The following is a 15,123-nucleotide window of genomic DNA, read 5'->3' as shown; positions in this document are numbered from 1 at the left end:
TTTCAGTAGAAAGTTTCTGTTAATTGAGTCCAAGTCATACTTTCAAATTCTTGAGGTTGCTTAACAAAAGCAGCTAAGTTTTTACCCATAGGACTCTTGAAATGTGCATTTTTCACAAAATATAAGCTTTCAACTTTTTGGAGACTTTGAGGTTTATCGTATGCCACCGCCATAGTATGACCAAATTCAGTATCAGCGTTTTCTTTCATATAGGGAAGCATACATTCGATCGCATCGAATTTATATATTCGTCCCTTTTTTGTGACAAGTTCCGCTCCATATTTAGGATCTGCTATTGTCATTTTGCAATAGACGCAATGGTCTTTGCCAAAATTAATTGGCTCAGGCTCTATTGAGCACCCTGATACAAATACAATGACTGCAAGGACACAAAGAATCTTTAAATATCTCATTAATTTTTCCTTTTAAACCAGAATGCTCCAAATCCTAGAAAAGTGGATAATCCTAAAAATCCACTCCCTAAATGCGGATAGGAGGTTACATAGAAATTTAGTAAATCCTTTTCACCTAAAAGCGGAGGCATATAAGTCATACCCGGAACTTTAATAGGAGCTTTGGGATCAAGATTGTGCCCATAATCATATAACCATAAATAAAAATCATAGATCCCAAGCGCTCCTAAAATAGCTATAATAATAAACCAAGATAAATAAGCCCAAGCTTTGTTGAGGACTAATGAAATCAATCCTATTGCCATCATGCTATAAGCCACCAACGGAAAATATTTCAATTCTGGAATAGAGTCAGGCTCGATATATTGCATCCCGATATAGTGATTCAGAATATTAATATTTTGAATGATATTCTTCTCACTACCCGAAATTTTATTGATCCAGATGTGCATTTTCAAACCACCCGGAAATTGGGCTGCGTCTAATGTAATTTGCCATAAAGGAAATAAAAAAACGGCTCCAAGTGATAACACGCCCAATAGCATCAGGATTTGCGGTAATCTGCTTTTTTGCTTGAGTGACATCTTAATTTATTTAAATAGGTGAAGAAAACTGCTGACTAGTTGCCAGCAGTTTTATCAAAATTATTTACCAATATTGGCATTTTGTTTAGCTTTCTCATAGAAATCATGAGCAGCCTGTTCATTCTCTCTCAATTTCTCATTTAATCCCCATTTTAAAGGAACATTTGAGCCTTTAGGAGAAACTCTAGCATAACCAGACATTTCTTGGTGAAGCGCGGAACAGAAATCAGTACAGTAGAATGCAAATACTCCTGGTCTTTTAGGTTCCCAAAGTAAGGTTCTAGTTTGCCCAGGCATTACTAACAATTCAGCATTAGTAGCCCCTTGAATTGCAAATCCGTGTGGCACATCCCAATCCTGTTCTAAATTGGTTAGGTGGAAATATACTTTATCTCCTACTTTAAATCCTTCAATATTATCAGGAGCCAAGTGGCTTCTAATTGCAGTCATATAAACATGCACTTCATCGCCATCACGCTCTACTCTAGTTTTACTTTCACCTAAGGTAGCATAAGGGTGCTTATTTTTCTCAATATCATAGAATTTGACAGAATTAGGCTGAATTTTATCTGCAGCAATAGCTTGCGCATAATGCGGTTCTCCTTTGGTTGGGAAATCTAAAATCAATTTCATTTTATCACCGCTGATGTCAAATAATTGAGCAGAGTGTGCCAATTCAGGACCTGTTGGTAAATAACGATCTTTAGTGATTTTATTCATTGCCACTAAATACTTGCCATCTGGTTTTTTAGTTTCTCCACCAGGAATTACTAAGTGACCAGGAGAATAGAAGGTTGATTGACGATCTAAAATTTCTTTAGATGCTACATCCCATTTCACTACTTCAGATGATATAAAGAAAGTAGTATAAGCATTTCCTCTTCCATCAAATTCTGTGTGCAATGGTCCTAAGCCCGGTTTTTTAACAATGCCATCTAGAGCAGCTTCATAGCTAATAATTGGAATTCCATCAAATTCACCATCAAAGTTTTTCTCTTCAATTGCTTTCATGATTTTGTCAAATGAGTAAACAGACATATCAGCAGAAAGCTTTCCGTTCCCTACAATGTATTCACCAGTTGGATCAACATCGCAACCATGAGGTGATTTTGGAACCGGAATGAAATAAACCATATCTGGACATTCTTTAGGATCCAATATTTTAGTTAAGGTTTTTTCTTCTGATTCCGCAATGCTAGTTTCTTCATTCATTAAATTATGGAAATAGGAAGTTTCTCTTTCTGTAAATTTCCCTTCTTTCATGTATTGCTCAGCTTTTTTCCAGTTGATCACCGCCATCAAATCTTTATCTTTTTGGGATGCGTTTACCTCCAAAAGACTGTGCTCTTGCTCAGAATTGTAGGTAGTTAAAAAGCTCCATCCGTGAGATTTTCCTTTCCCATTTCTAGCTAAATCATAATTAAAGCCTGGCATTTCAATTTGGAAGGCTAATTCCATGTGACCATGTTCAGGATCAACCGAAACATAATTGATTAAGCCTTTGAAATTCTTTTTGTAAGTATCGATAGGCACATCTTTTTGAGGGATAGGGACAGAAAAACGAGTACCTGAAACTAGGTATTCAGAATTTTCGGTTATAAAAGGCGCACAGTGCAAACCCGCCACATCAGGAATTTCCAAGATTTCAACTGTTTCGAATGTTTTTAAATCCACTCTGGCAATTCTAGGAGTGTTGTTACCATTTACGAATAACCATCGGCCATCAAACTCGCCATCTGTTTGGGAAAGTTCAATATGGTGAGAATCATCCCAAGGCACTTCTCCATAAGAAGTATTGAACATGGCCTTGGTTTCTTCACTGTAGCCATATCCATTTTCAGGATATTTTGAAAAAACAGGAATTTCCTTTAATAATCTTCCTGAAGGTAATCCGTAGGCAGTGATTTGTCCACTATAACCACCAGACATAAAAGCATAAAACTCATCATACTCACCGGGAGCAACATAAGCCTGCTCCGCTGCGCTACCTCCCAAAACTTGGGAGGTTTCTGAACCTTGATTGCCACAGGAAGCCATTAAAAAAATCAGACTTAATCCTGCAACATAATTTAAATAATGTGTTTTCATGTTACGTTTTAGTTTAGTTAAAAAATTACTTGAGTAGTTTAAGATTTAATTGCACCGTCTTTTTTACCGGCTTTTTCCATATCATTCTTTCTAAAGAATTCTAATATTTTGCGAGCATCATCCGGCTTGATATTTTGATTTGGCATTCTAGTCATACATTCTTCCAAAAGCTTTTGAGCTGTTGGGTCTTCCTCTAGCATCACATCCACATTAGTAATCATGTTCATGATCCATTCTGGCTTTCTACGATTAGTTACACCCTGAAAACCAGGGCCTACCACACGCTGATCAGTTAATTTGTGGCAAGCAGAACATTTCATATCATAGATGGCTTGTCCTCTTTCCACCCATTCTTCATTTAATGGATCAGAAACTTCAACTTCTGTGAATTCTCCTACCCCTTTACCCATTTTTATGGTTTCAGGAACTTTCTTTTCTTCTACTTTTTCAGCTTTGTTTTGAGCAGTGTCTTTACTTTTTTGTTCGTTTCCACCGCAAGAATAAATAAAAAGCATTCCTACTAGTGCTGTCGTTAAAATTTTTATTTTTTTCATAGCATTTTTGTTTTCTTTAATATAGTTACTATTGTTTTTAATGCAAAATATTCAAATTAAGTTTTGATTTTATTCATATATCTAAAGGGTAATAAAAACAGAAGGATTGCAATGGGGAGTAAAATGCTTGCATAAAATAAGCCTTCATGAAAAAAAGGTAGCTTTCCTAATTCTTGCCAATAGTAAAACCCTTGCAAAAACATGATGAACTCCGTTGAAAGGAAGCCAATCAAAAGAAGGTTTACTGCTGGTTTATGTAAAGTATATGTTTTATTATTTTCATTTGAAAGATACTCTAACCATAAATAGGCAGTAAAAAAGCCCAACATATTCAAATGGATAAATCCAATAATGAAAAGCCTGAGTAAAACAGCCATTTCTGCCATTTCAGGAACCACTAAGGTAAACTGAAAAAGTGTGCGCGTTAAAAAAACTGCAATTAATAGCTTCAATAAGAGTTTTTGCACTGCGCTCAATGAATTCTTGAGTTGTATCCAACTGCCACCAAATGATTTTAGTAAGGCAAGGACAGCTAATAATTGTAACACCACCGCAATAGCATTAACATAATAACTGAATTCCCATCGATATCCCCAATAAAGGACTAATGCATAGCTCAGAATATTTCCCAGCAAGAAAAGCCAGTAAAACTGATTGAAAGCTTTATTGCTAATTTTAAGGATAGTCCCAAAACGGTTGAATAATAGAGCCAACAAAGCAAAGAGCAACCAACCATTAAACTGAAAGTGTAAATAAAACTGAATAGCGATTTGATAAATGACATTAGCGCCATTTTTAGATGCCATAATGTAGGCTACCACAAAAACGCCTACAGTAGAAATAAATAGAAATAAGATGGCGGTTTTTAATAAAAGAGAGCTTCTATAATCTTTTCTACTGTGATCTTTCCAAACTCGTACAGCAAAAACATAGCTTAAAACTATATGCAAAGTGGAAAAGAAAATAGAAAAGGCTGCATAACCCTGAATTGGAAATGCTATTGCCATTCCTATGACTGTTAGCTGAGTTAACCAAAACAGCCAAGTATAAATTGGCTTAGCGGCTTTTTCTTTAGGTAGCAACTTAGCATGAAGCATAATAAAAATCCCTAGGTAAAGCCAGCCGAGTAGTGCTACATGTGAATGTCCGTGCAACATGTTTCTATAGTCTAACCACTCAATTTCCCAAACAAAAGCTCCTCTGAGGAGCAAGCCCATCAGAGAAGCTATAAGAAAATTAACCAAACTAACTATTAACCAAGTTTTCTTCATGAATTTAGCCAAAGGCTATTTTATCAGTTCAAAGAGTTAAAACTTTCCTCTACCCTTACAGCTTTAGGAAAAAGTATATTATTTTCTAAATGAATATGTCTATGTAAATCGTTTTGAAATTCCTCCAACAATGCAAATGTTACTCTATAAGTATTGCAAGCATGTGCTGGTGGAGTATAGTTATTTGTTAATCTTGCAATTTCTTCAAATCGATCCCCTTCAGCTTCATGTTCATCCATCATCATTTTAATTGGATTTTTGACCGTTCCAAAATGAGGCGCTTCTACAGAACTACCATCATTTAAATGCTTTTCTAATTTCCTCACATGAGGGAAAAGAATAAATTCTTCTTTTTTCATATGGGCAGTCAATTCCCCGGCTGACTCAAAAAATAGTTGTTTAACCTCATGCAATTCTGGATTTGAATCTCCATGCACTTTGCAAATTTTCGTAAGATATGGTTTAAGTTCTTCAATCGCTCTTTCAACATATCTGTGATGTGTTTTTTCTATATAATCAGCCAAAAGATCCATAGGCCATGATTTAAAATCAATATCTCCCTGCTCAGGTTTATCCATTACGGCTTCAGCTAAAGCAATCTCTACTTCTCTTTCAGGTATGTTTTTAGCTTCGCAAGCTTCCTGTATTGACCTTCCACCTTTACAGCAAAAATCAATGCCAAATGATTTAAAAACTGAGGCTGATCGGTAATCTTCTGCCACCCATTCTCCTATGGTTTTTTCTTTGTAAACGTTCATAACAATTGTATTTAAATATAGAATTTTGTTTTACTTATTCCCAATTCTGAGTACTTATTTATTGATACAAATATAAAAGGATATTTTGGTCTTTTTATCTTTTATTACGAAATAATTTTAAAAAAGATGATGTTTGTTAGCTTATTTTATTCAAAAAAAAATTGATAGGCGCGATTCAAACAAAATGAATCACATCTATCAATTTTAAATTAGAAATGAGCTTATAAGGTTTAGAACCTATAAATTAGCATTGTGTAAAAATTTCTTCCTGGAGCGTAAATTTTTTCTCCTGTCGCTAAAATTGGGCGATTTAGATGTTCATAATAGGCCTGATTCAATAAATTGCTAGCACCAAGCTTTAACTGCCAATCAGTAGTAAACTTAAAAGAAGATTCAAATCCAAGCAGATAAAATGAAGGAGAGTCCATTTCGCCAAACTCAGTGGAAACTCTATTTTGTTGATCTACATAGCGGAAATTCAAACTAATCAATCCTCTATTGTCTAGAAAATTAGCAGAAATAGAATATCGTAAATCAAGCGGTGCAATCTCGGCTAGTGGTTCTTCCCAGCTGAGGTTCTCCGCATAAGTGTATGCCAATTGTGCCGACTGACTGAAATTTTCTGAAATCAAATGATTGAAATTGAATTCAAAACCAGTCTTAAATACTTCTCCAATATTTACAAATTGTCTTACTCCTGGGCTGTTCATTAATTTTGGCTGTAGGTTAGTTTTTTCACCTCCTATATAATCAGTTAAGTAGGATGCAAATAAGTTGACTTCTGCTTGCCAATTAATTTCATCATAACTGATAATCCAATCCATTTGATTGTTTTTTTCAGCTTTCAGTCCCGGATTTCCTAATAATTCATAAGGATCCATTCCAACGGCAAAATAATTGATATAGCGCTCTGTCAAGCCCGCACTTCTCTGTGCTCGTGCTAACCAAATGGCAGTCGACAATTTATCACTCCATTCGGCTTTATATCCTAAGCTTATAGCTGGATTAACTTGATTCGCATTAGTGGTCTCATAAAAATCTTCAAAGGCCTCTTCTGTATTAAGACTTTGTGCTCGGTTATATTCTATTCTTGCAGAAGCATGAAAAGAATGGATGCCTAACTGATAAGCGTAAGATGAAAAAACAGAAGATTTCTCAATTTTCCCTTTTTGCCAAGGATTATCATATAGCTTCATTCCTGCATTAGGCCCTATTACGAATTCTCGCTCTCTTTCACCTTCAGCAGATTCGGATTTATAATCTAAACCGAGATAAAACTGTGCATTTTCACTTAATTTCTGTAATTCTGAGCGGTAACCAAAGTTCTCTGTTTCAGCTGGTGTAGAGGCATTCATCATTCTGGGATCTAAAGGCTTCAAAAGATTATCCATCAAATGATCTACTTTAGTGTAATATCCTTTATTAACCCATTTGGTAAAAAATCGACCTTGAAGTATGCGCTCATATTCCGCATTAAGCATCCAAGTATCATCTGTTCTTAAATCCATTCCGAGTGTTGGGAAATCTACATCTCGTGCAAAATTCCTGTTTACAGTTAAAGAAAAAAGGTCTGCATTTGAAGGTTTGTAATGAAGATAAGCACCCAAACTACCTCTTAGAAAATTGCTTGGCACGGTTTTCCCATTTCCATCGGTATAATCGTTCCCTTCTGAATAAGAAAAAAGCAAACCAGCATTGAGCTGAGCAGAACTTAAGCCTACTTTCGCTTCATTTCTGATTACATTTCCATTAGTTTCGTACAAAGCAGAAGCTCTTCCTCTTAAGGCCAATTCGGGTGTAAAAACTGGTGACTCAGACACGAAATTGATGGTTCCGAATGCATTTCCATAACGTAAAGCATGAGGGCCTTTCAAGATCTCCACTTTTTTAATTTGATTTAGCATGATTTGACTGCTTCCCGGATCCATTCGATTAGGGCAAGCAGCATTAGCAGATTGAAGTCCGTCAATTACTACATTGAGCTGATCATATTTAAAGCCTCTCATAACAGGATCAAACCCAAAAGCTGGGCTTTTCCTGATTGCGTTTATCGCTGGATTTAGTGATAAAATAGCGCCAGCATCATGATGAATTTTTTCTGTATCATTTAAGCTTAATTGCTCATCTTTTTCTGCCAAATTGGGTCTTAAGCTAATGACGCTTACCGGCTGAAGAATTTCAATATGCTTAGTTCTAAGTAATGGCTCATTAGATTTTAATGCTTCCGATATTTCATTCGATTTTAGCTGCCATTTACCATAATTAATATGGCTTAACACCAATCTTTCACCTTCTACAAAATAAAGCTCAATTTCTCCACTTTCATTTGAAGCTCCATATTGCTTTGCATATTGATAATATAGACCAACGATAGGCTCTTTGGTGTCAGCATCCAAAAATTTTAATTTTTCTTTTTTTTGCGCATAGGCAGATAAGCCTATTAGCACAGCCAGAAGCAATAAAATTGCTTTGGGCATAGTAATAGAATGAATCATAATATTATAAATTTGAATAGATTATAATTTGATTTTGCAGCAAAACTATTGCTGCCTTTTGTCTCAATATGGTCTATTCAAAAAAATAGGTGGGTGAAATATTTGACTCTCAAATATTCTAATAACAAAGGAATTAGTAACTGGTGTTTTTGAAATGTGGCCTATGATATGATTAGATTTGATGCCAACATATTTGTTTTTGATTATGAAAAGTTGCTCTACAAGCTTTACTAGAAAAGATTCTTGTTCTTTTTCCTTATTTGAGGCTTCATTTAACTTTTGAGATAAAAGACATTGTCCCTGACAGGTATTAATTGCATTATCACGTTCTACACAGAGATTTTCAATGATATAATCACGATTAAAACCGAATTGAATAAGAATAGCCACCTTTACTATAGGCAATGCCAAGATAAGAATTGAAAAAGATATAGCTATTCGTTTTTTCATTTTGCTGCGAAGGTAGCTTAATCATAAAATATATTATGTGCCATTAGTTACTTAATTCAATAATTTTTTCAATCGTTTCTTTATTATTTACGCCTAAGCCTTCTTGCTGATGTTGCATTACCCCTTCTGCATCAAAAACAGAAATAATGTTGGAATGAGAAAAGTCAATGGGAGAGATTTGTTTGTATTTAACCGCCACGATATTGGCAAATTCTCTAACGGTTTCTTCAGTTCCTCTTAAGAATAACCACTGGTCGCCTTCCAATTGATAATCTTCTCCAAATTGGGTTAATCGCTCTGGTGTATCATTTTCCGGATCAATACTCACTAATACATATTTCACATTTTCTTTTCCTTTTTCAGCTACTTGCTCTTCAATATTGCGCATATCAGCAGCTAATCTTGGACATGCTGTTTGGCAAGAAGTATAGACCATTACCACAGCCAAAACACTTCCTTGCAAATCTTTGAATTCTATTTGCTCATTGTGCTGGGTAGTCCAAACAGAGGGAATGTTATAAATAGATAAATCATTAAATTCTTCTTTGGAAGTAATACCTTTATCTTCATCATTTGAGTCCGGTTTTTCGACATTATCACAAGCGAAAAATAGAATAGTAGCGAGAAACATCATTAGCGTTTTCATAGCGATTGTATTTTAAATTAATTAGTATTACGCCCTTTCAGGGCTTTGGAGATAGTTTTTTTTTTAACACAGGGCTTCACCCTGTGTTAAAATATGACGTCCTTTCAGGACTTTCATTGATTTAATTCTAATGCATTCTTTTCGTAATCTTTTACACAGCGAAAGCCCATATTGCTCATGGTATTTCTAGCTTTTAAACTTGATCTTATGGCATAGCGCATGAAAGCGGCATAATTCATGAGATCATTAGCACTTACAGCTCCCCCTGCACAAAATAAATTAGCGTCTGTATTATTGTTGGATCTTGATTCTCCTGTAATAATGATACTGTTAAAATCATATACCCATTCCCAAACCAAGCCATGTAAATCATAAACTCCGTAATAATTAGGAGTGCTTTGCCCCACTTCTTTCAAATAAGTTTTAGGTTTTTCATAGCCTGATACTATTTTTTGATTGAATAAACTGTCTTCTCTAGCATCAATTGAATTTTCACTTGCCATTGCGGCAAATTCCCATTCATCTGTGGTAGGAAGTCGCTTATCCTGACATTCACAATAAGCTTTGGCTGCATACCAAGAGACATTATTCACCGGGCTATTTATTAAATGCTTAGGCACTTCACCATCAGCAGTCCATTTGGTCAAATAGCTGGCATCTGCAAATAATGCTTTCACATTTTCTTTTGACCATTGAGGATATTTCTTGATAAATTCGGCAAACTCTTGATGCGTAACAGGTTTAGCATCCATGTAAAATGGTTCTATTTCTACCTGCACTTCTTCTTGGCTTCCATAAAGGGGGATATAAACTCCCCCTTCAATTTTGCGCATCTCAATTTCCTGTCCATTTACATTTAAATGGAATAGGAAAAAGATTGCGAGTGTGAAATATCTAAGCATGGTATTTTATTTATTATTTTTTACTTGCTCGGGTGTAATGGTAGTTCCATTATTACCCCAATTGCTGTAAACATAATTGAGCACAGCAGCTACATCTTCATCGCTCAATCTTTGAGCAGGCATTGCGCTATTATAGGTTTCACCGTTTACTTTAATCTCACCTGTTAAACCATTTACCACTGCATTGATCGCCTTTTCTGGGTGACCATTTATATAATCAGATCCAGCAAGTGGTGGAAAGGTTTTAGGAATACCTTGACCTTCTGCTTGGTGACATGCCAGACAGTTTTGAGAGTAAATCTTTTTCCCTTTCGCAATGCTGGTTTGTAGATCAAAATCAGCGGGTGACGGAGCTTGTTCCTCAACCTGTGCTTCTACCTTCTTCTCTTCAGGAGGAGTACTTTCAGCAATTTCCGATTGTGGGTTATATGGAATAGCTTCTGTTCCTTCATCATATACCACATGGTTTTCTTCGCCTGATACACTTAATATGCCCAAAGCTCCTTTATTAAATGCTCTAAAAATAGAGTGGTCAACCAACACCAAATTATCAGGAGACTCCACTGTGAATTCCAACATTGCTGAGCCACCAGCAGGAACTAAAGTGGTTTGAACATTTTTATTAATACTTTCTCCACCTTCTAAATGAACTCTATCAAAAATTTCACCGATTACGTGAAATGAAGAGGCAAGATTTGGACCACCATTTCCAAAGAATATTCTCACGGTTTCTCCTACTTGCGCAGTAAGTGCATTTTCACCAGTTAAGGCACCAACTTTTCCGTTAAACACCACATAGTCAGGATTTTCATCTACTGCTTTTTGCAAATCGAAATCCTGCAAGCCTTTTTCTCCATGTTTTCCTTTAGTGTAAAAATCACCTTGCATTACATAGTACTCTTTATCTACAGGTGGCAATCCTCCTAATGGTTCTACTAGAATCAGTCCATACATACCGTTTGCAATGTGCATTCCAACTGGAGCCGTAGCACAGTGATAAACATATAATCCCGGATTGAGCGTTTTAAAAGAGAAGGTTTTCTGTTGACCAGGTGCAACAAATGAAGCTTCCGCTCCTCCACCTTGACCTGTTACAGCATGTAAATCAATGTTGTGTGGCAATTTATTATCAGGGTGATTTTTAAGTGTGAATTCTACTATATCTCCCACTCTTGTTCTAATAAATGAACCTGGTACACTTCCTCCAAATGTCCAATAAACATATTCTACACCATCATCCATTTCAGCCACTTCTTCGATGATTTCCATATCCACAAAAAGCCTTTTGGCAGTTCTTTTACCTATGGGTTTTGGAACATGAGGTGGAGCGGTTAATTCCGCTTTCATTGTACCAAGAACTTTAATGTCTTCATTTTTATTTCTGTTCGATTTCACAATTTCCTCTTGTTGCTGACAAGCCGAAAAAAGAAAAGGAAATAGCAGGGCAAAAAACAAATAAGTGATTCGATTCTGAGTCTTTCTATGCGTTTTCATAATCTATGCTTTTAATTATATTCGGATATTTTTATCCTTTTTTGATTGATACAAATATCACTAGAGAACTTTAGAATAGAAATGTTCCAGATCAGGCATTGAGAAGTTTATTCACAGAGATAAGTCTGCGAAAACGCAGGAAATTAAATAAACTGTTCGTACTCGGAGAGTAAATTATACATCTCTGGGAGGCTTTCAATGCAAATACAACGTCCATCCAAGGATAATAAGCCATCATTTTTCATATGGCTAATGGTTCGGCTAACTTGTTCGGCATTGGTTCCGGCAATCTGTGCAAGTTCTTGTCTACTGAGCGTAATCATAATTTGCCCTTTATTATTCTTCTGTCCTACTATTTCTCCAGCATAAACAATAGCGTAAGCTACCTTTTCATCTGTGGTCATTTGGGCAAAGAACTTGTTTCGCATTTCACTTTTACGAAGTTCTTTTGAGTAGAACATCATGATCTCAATAGTGAAATGCGTATTATTCAAAAAAGCATCATATAGCAACTCATTATTAAGAAAACAAACACGGGCATCGTTGAGTGCCACCGCACCTACTGGATAATTTTCCTTTGCCACTCCTTTATGTCCCATCATATGCCCATTCTTTGCTAATCGAACAATATTTTGTCTGCCTGAAAAACTACTACTCACAATTTTAACATCCCCTGACTGAATAAAATAGGCGCCAAATACTGGAGAGCCCTCAGAGAAAATATATTGCCCTTTTGGGTAAACCACTTGATTTTTGAATTCACTGATTTTAGCCAACCACTGCGGATTTGTCTTTTTTACAAAACATGACGTGGTAGTACATTCTTCGCAGCTTATTTTATTGGTTTTTTGGGGCATAAGGAAATATTATTCAATAATAGCTTCTCAGTAACTTTTTAAAAGTAATCCCTTTGAATTGAATAATCAATAAATCGAAAACAAATTCACATTAAACTAAAACTCTTCAAATTTACAATGTTGGCCTGAATAGAAATTTATTACTCTTGAAAACTTTTATTTCTAAAAAGAGTATATATCTTTGTTAGTGAATACTTACTTACTATGAAAGAGATTACCAATAGACAGTTAGAAATCATAGAAGCAGCGGGCAAAATACTTACTGCTTCTGGCGTAGGAGGATTAACCATAAAAAATTTGGCTAAGGAAATGGGTTTTTCTGAAAGCGCAATTTACCGTCATTTTTCAAGCAAGCAAGATATTATTATTGCCATGCTTGAGTATTTGGCAAAAAATATGGACGAAAGATATGGAGTAGCAATTTCCCAGGATCAATCTGTGGAAGAAAAATTCATTAACCTCTTTACCAGCCAATTTACATTTTTCAAAAGTAATCCATATTTCGTGGTAGCGGTTTTCTCTGATGGATTAATGGAAGAAAGTCAGCAAGTAAATGATACGATCCATAAAATCATGACTGTAAAAATGAAACACTTAAAACCCATCATCATGCAGGGGCAAGAAGGTGGCATTTTTACAAATGAAATATCAGTAGAGGAATTACTAAATGTAGTTATGGGCTCTTTTAGGTTATTTATGTTTAAATGGCGAATTGCTGATTTTAAATATGACATTGAGGAACCAGGACATAAAATGACACAAACACTTTTAACACTTATAAAGAAGAAATGATGAAAAAATTAAGCTTTATTACCTATTTATCAATAGTGCTGTTATTTACTATGAGTGCTTGCAATAATAATACAAATGAAAAGAATGTAGCTGAAAAGAGTCAATTTCAGCATGATAAGAATGAACTTGGAATTGAACTGAATAATGGACAAAAGTGGGAGGTAAATCAAGAAATGAAACCACCTTTGGAGCGTAGTGAAATCTCATTGAATAAGTATGATGGGAAGAATTATGAAATTCTTGCCGAGCAATTGAAAGCCAATAATGACGAGTTGGTAAAAACGTGTACTATGAAAGGCAAAAGTCATGATGAGTTACATAAATGGCTGCATCCTCATATGAAGTTAACTACTTCACTCCTAGAAGCTAAAAATGAAAAAGAAGCTGACAAAATAATTCAAAAATTGAAAAACTCATTTGATACTTTTCACCAATACTTTCAATAAAGGAATTGATTAACTAAAAAAAATTTAACTTATGAAGTTAGTAAATATTCACAAACTACTTTTGCTAATGCTTTTTCTGTTATTGAAAATGGAAATAGCCAGTGGTCAAGTTTGGACTCTAAAGCAATGTATTGATACTGCATTAGTCCACAATAATAACTTAGAAAGCGGAAGAAATTCTATTGCTATTGGCAAAGAAAGAGAAAAGGAGGCAAAAGCTCATCTACTACCGAAAGTTACGGCTAATGCAGATTATAAATATTTCACTGATTTGCCCTATCAGTTAATGCCTCTTTCTACCTTCAATCCTGCGGCTTCGGAAGGACAATTCAACGAAATACAATTCGGGGTTCCCCATAATATCAATGCTAACCTTCAAATTGCACTTCCTTTATATAGCGCTGATATAAATGGTGCTATCAGAAACACTAAGCTAGCATTGGAACTAAGTGAATTGAAATATCAAAAATCAGAGGAAGAGGTGTATTATGAGATTTCTAACCTCTACTACAATGCCAAAATAATTAGCCATCAGCTCAATTTTGTAAAAGCTAATTTAAAAAATGCTGAAAAACTGCTTGAAAATCTTCAGTCTTTAAAGGATGAAAAGCTAGCCACAGGAACCGATGTTAGTAAAATTGAGCTGCAAGTTTCACAGCTGAAAAACCAAGAGCAAAATTTAAGCTATAAATATGGCCAAATAAATAACGCTTTGAAATTTACTATGGGAGTTTCCTTGGATCTTAATATGGAAATAGAAACTGACATCAGATTTGAGGAAAGTTTGCAGGAAGAGTCTGGAATTATCTTGGATTATCAAATTGCCAAAACACAAGAGCAATTAATTCAAAGTGAAATAAGTACGTTAAATCAGTCTCGATTCATCCCAAATGTGAACCTAGTGGGTAGTTATGGTACCACAGGTTTCGGCTACGATCAATCCCCTAATGAATTTTTAAAATTCTTTCCAATGAGCTTTGTGGGCTTGCAACTTTCTTATCCAATTTTCAATAAAGGGGTCACAAAAAGAAAATTGAAGCAGAAACAGTTTGAACTGGAGAATAATGCGCTTCAGCAAGAGCTTATTAGTGAGGCAAATGCTATGAAAATTGAAAATGCTGAGATGCAAAAAGACATGACAAAGAAATCACTGCTAACCACGGAAGAACAGATAGCACTAGCACAGAAAATTTACAATGAAAGCCTCCTTCAAAAAAATGAAGGCTTAGTAAACTTAACGGAAGTCTTATTAGCAGAAAATGCTTTGAGGGAAGCTCAGCAAGCAAACCTTACTGCCATAATAGATTATCTAAAGGCTGATTTAGAGCTCAAGAAATTAAGAGGAAATATTAGAAATATTAATTACTAAAGAA

General features: G+C 35.3%; 15 protein-coding genes. 3 read left to right on the top strand and 12 right to left on the bottom strand.

What is annotated here, in order from left to right; translation table 11 throughout:
• Positions 1 to 2: 2 nt before the first annotated feature.
• The 12 genes from FTRAC_RS13555 to FTRAC_RS13500 all read right to left on the bottom strand — a co-directional run bounded on the left by FTRAC_RS13555 (position 3) and on the right by FTRAC_RS13500 (position 12,512).
• Complete coding sequence (locus FTRAC_RS13555; protein ID WP_013454831.1) at positions 3 to 413, bottom strand: nitrous oxide reductase accessory protein NosL; 411 nt, start codon at positions 411 to 413, stop codon at positions 3 to 5.
• A complete protein-coding gene (locus FTRAC_RS13550; RefSeq protein WP_013454830.1) occupies positions 413 to 997 on the bottom strand; it encodes a hypothetical protein in 585 nt (194 codons plus the stop codon). Before FTRAC_RS13550 ends, FTRAC_RS13555 begins: the two co-directional genes overlap by 1 nt.
• 60 nt (positions 998 to 1,057) lie before the next feature.
• The gene (nosZ, locus tag FTRAC_RS13545) at positions 1,058 to 3,085 is read right to left on the bottom strand and encodes a Sec-dependent nitrous-oxide reductase (RefSeq protein ID WP_013454829.1); all 2,028 of its coding nucleotides are present in this window, start codon (positions 3,083 to 3,085) and stop codon (positions 1,058 to 1,060) included.
• A 38-nt stretch (positions 3,086 to 3,123) separates the two neighbouring features.
• On the bottom strand, positions 3,124 to 3,639 hold the full coding sequence (locus FTRAC_RS13540) for a c-type cytochrome (RefSeq protein WP_013454828.1): 516 nt from the start codon (positions 3,637 to 3,639) through the stop codon (positions 3,124 to 3,126).
• Positions 3,640 to 3,695: 56 nt separating this feature from the next.
• Positions 3,696 to 4,910 carry a hypothetical protein gene (locus FTRAC_RS13535; RefSeq protein ID WP_013454827.1) on the bottom strand — a complete coding sequence of 405 codons (1,215 nt, stop codon included), beginning with the start codon at positions 4,908 to 4,910 and terminating at the stop codon, positions 3,696 to 3,698.
• Between the two features lie 23 nt (positions 4,911 to 4,933).
• Entirely contained in the window at positions 4,934 to 5,668 is a 735-nt protein-coding gene (gene ric / locus FTRAC_RS13530) for an iron-sulfur cluster repair di-iron protein (RefSeq protein ID WP_013454826.1), read from the bottom strand.
• A 230-nt stretch (positions 5,669 to 5,898) separates the two neighbouring features.
• Positions 5,899 to 8,163, bottom strand: coding sequence for a TonB-dependent receptor domain-containing protein (locus FTRAC_RS13525; protein ID WP_013454825.1), 2,265 nt, complete (start codon positions 8,161 to 8,163; stop codon positions 5,899 to 5,901).
• Between the two features lie 63 nt (positions 8,164 to 8,226).
• Positions 8,227 to 8,613: a hypothetical protein gene (locus tag FTRAC_RS13520; RefSeq protein WP_013454824.1), complete on the bottom strand. Its 387-nt coding sequence runs from the start codon at positions 8,611 to 8,613 to the stop codon at positions 8,227 to 8,229.
• Positions 8,614 to 8,656: 43 nt separating this feature from the next.
• Positions 8,657 to 9,259, bottom strand: coding sequence for an SCO family protein (locus FTRAC_RS13515; protein WP_013454823.1), 603 nt, complete (start codon positions 9,257 to 9,259; stop codon positions 8,657 to 8,659).
• Between the two features lie 113 nt (positions 9,260 to 9,372).
• Positions 9,373 to 10,161 carry a formylglycine-generating enzyme family protein gene (locus FTRAC_RS13510; protein ID WP_013454822.1) on the bottom strand — a complete coding sequence of 263 codons (789 nt, stop codon included), beginning with the start codon at positions 10,159 to 10,161 and terminating at the stop codon, positions 9,373 to 9,375.
• 6 nt (positions 10,162 to 10,167) lie between these two features.
• Positions 10,168 to 11,655: a copper-containing nitrite reductase gene (gene nirK, locus FTRAC_RS13505; RefSeq protein WP_013454821.1), complete on the bottom strand. Its 1,488-nt coding sequence runs from the start codon at positions 11,653 to 11,655 to the stop codon at positions 10,168 to 10,170.
• A gap of 143 nt (positions 11,656 to 11,798) precedes the next feature.
• Entirely contained in the window at positions 11,799 to 12,512 is a 714-nt protein-coding gene (locus tag FTRAC_RS13500; protein ID WP_013454820.1) for a Crp/Fnr family transcriptional regulator, read from the bottom strand.
• Between the two features lie 204 nt (positions 12,513 to 12,716).
• Here FTRAC_RS13500 and FTRAC_RS13495 point away from each other — a divergent pair, with 204 nt between their 5' ends.
• Genes FTRAC_RS13495 through FTRAC_RS13485 form a run of 3 tightly spaced genes read left to right on the top strand, consistent with a single transcriptional unit; the run spans position 12,717 to position 15,119 of the window.
• Positions 12,717 to 13,304 (top strand): TetR/AcrR family transcriptional regulator, encoded by a 588-nt coding sequence (locus FTRAC_RS13495; protein WP_013454819.1) that lies wholly within the window; start codon positions 12,717 to 12,719, stop codon positions 13,302 to 13,304.
• The gene (locus FTRAC_RS13490) at positions 13,301 to 13,750 is read left to right on the top strand and encodes a hypothetical protein (protein ID WP_013454818.1); all 450 of its coding nucleotides are present in this window, start codon (positions 13,301 to 13,303) and stop codon (positions 13,748 to 13,750) included. The genes FTRAC_RS13495 and FTRAC_RS13490 overlap by 4 nt, the downstream gene beginning before the upstream one ends.
• 31 nt (positions 13,751 to 13,781) lie before the next feature.
• Positions 13,782 to 15,119, top strand: coding sequence for a TolC family protein (locus FTRAC_RS13485; RefSeq protein WP_013454817.1), 1,338 nt, complete (start codon positions 13,782 to 13,784; stop codon positions 15,117 to 15,119).
• The last annotated feature ends 4 nt before the right edge of the window (positions 15,120 to 15,123 follow it).

This window comes from Marivirga tractuosa DSM 4126 (assembly GCF_000183425.1).
Taxonomy (GTDB): Bacteria; Bacteroidota; Bacteroidia; order Cytophagales; family Cyclobacteriaceae; genus Marivirga; species Marivirga tractuosa.
This window is presented reverse-complemented; position numbering and strand designations above follow the sequence as displayed.

Excerpts from the sequence above, each read along its gene's own strand:
- FTRAC_RS13555 (WP_013454831.1), bottom strand. The coding sequence starts at position 413 with ATGAGATATTTAAAGATTCTTTGTGTCCTTGCAGTCATTGTATTTGTA.
- FTRAC_RS13550 (WP_013454830.1), bottom strand. The coding sequence starts at position 997 with ATGTCACTCAAGCAAAAAAGCAGATTACCGCAAATCCTGATGCTATTG.
- nosZ (WP_013454829.1), bottom strand. The coding sequence starts at position 3,085 with ATGAAAACACATTATTTAAATTATGTTGCAGGATTAAGTCTGATTTTT.
- FTRAC_RS13540 (WP_013454828.1), bottom strand. The coding sequence starts at position 3,639 with ATGAAAAAAATAAAAATTTTAACGACAGCACTAGTAGGAATGCTTTTT.
- FTRAC_RS13535 (WP_013454827.1), bottom strand. The coding sequence starts at position 4,910 with ATGAAGAAAACTTGGTTAATAGTTAGTTTGGTTAATTTTCTTATAGCT.
- ric (WP_013454826.1), bottom strand. The coding sequence starts at position 5,668 with ATGAACGTTTACAAAGAAAAAACCATAGGAGAATGGGTGGCAGAAGAT.
- FTRAC_RS13525 (WP_013454825.1), bottom strand. The coding sequence starts at position 8,163 with ATGATTCATTCTATTACTATGCCCAAAGCAATTTTATTGCTTCTGGCT.
- FTRAC_RS13520 (WP_013454824.1), bottom strand. The coding sequence starts at position 8,613 with ATGAAAAAACGAATAGCTATATCTTTTTCAATTCTTATCTTGGCATTG.
- FTRAC_RS13515 (WP_013454823.1), bottom strand. The coding sequence starts at position 9,259 with ATGAAAACGCTAATGATGTTTCTCGCTACTATTCTATTTTTCGCTTGT.
- FTRAC_RS13510 (WP_013454822.1), bottom strand. The coding sequence starts at position 10,161 with ATGCTTAGATATTTCACACTCGCAATCTTTTTCCTATTCCATTTAAAT.
- nirK (WP_013454821.1), bottom strand. The coding sequence starts at position 11,655 with ATGAAAACGCATAGAAAGACTCAGAATCGAATCACTTATTTGTTTTTT.
- FTRAC_RS13500 (WP_013454820.1), bottom strand. The coding sequence starts at position 12,512 with ATGCCCCAAAAAACCAATAAAATAAGCTGCGAAGAATGTACTACCACG.
- FTRAC_RS13495 (WP_013454819.1), top strand. The coding sequence starts at position 12,717 with ATGAAAGAGATTACCAATAGACAGTTAGAAATCATAGAAGCAGCGGGC.
- FTRAC_RS13490 (WP_013454818.1), top strand. The coding sequence starts at position 13,301 with ATGATGAAAAAATTAAGCTTTATTACCTATTTATCAATAGTGCTGTTA.
- FTRAC_RS13485 (WP_013454817.1), top strand. The coding sequence starts at position 13,782 with ATGAAGTTAGTAAATATTCACAAACTACTTTTGCTAATGCTTTTTCTG.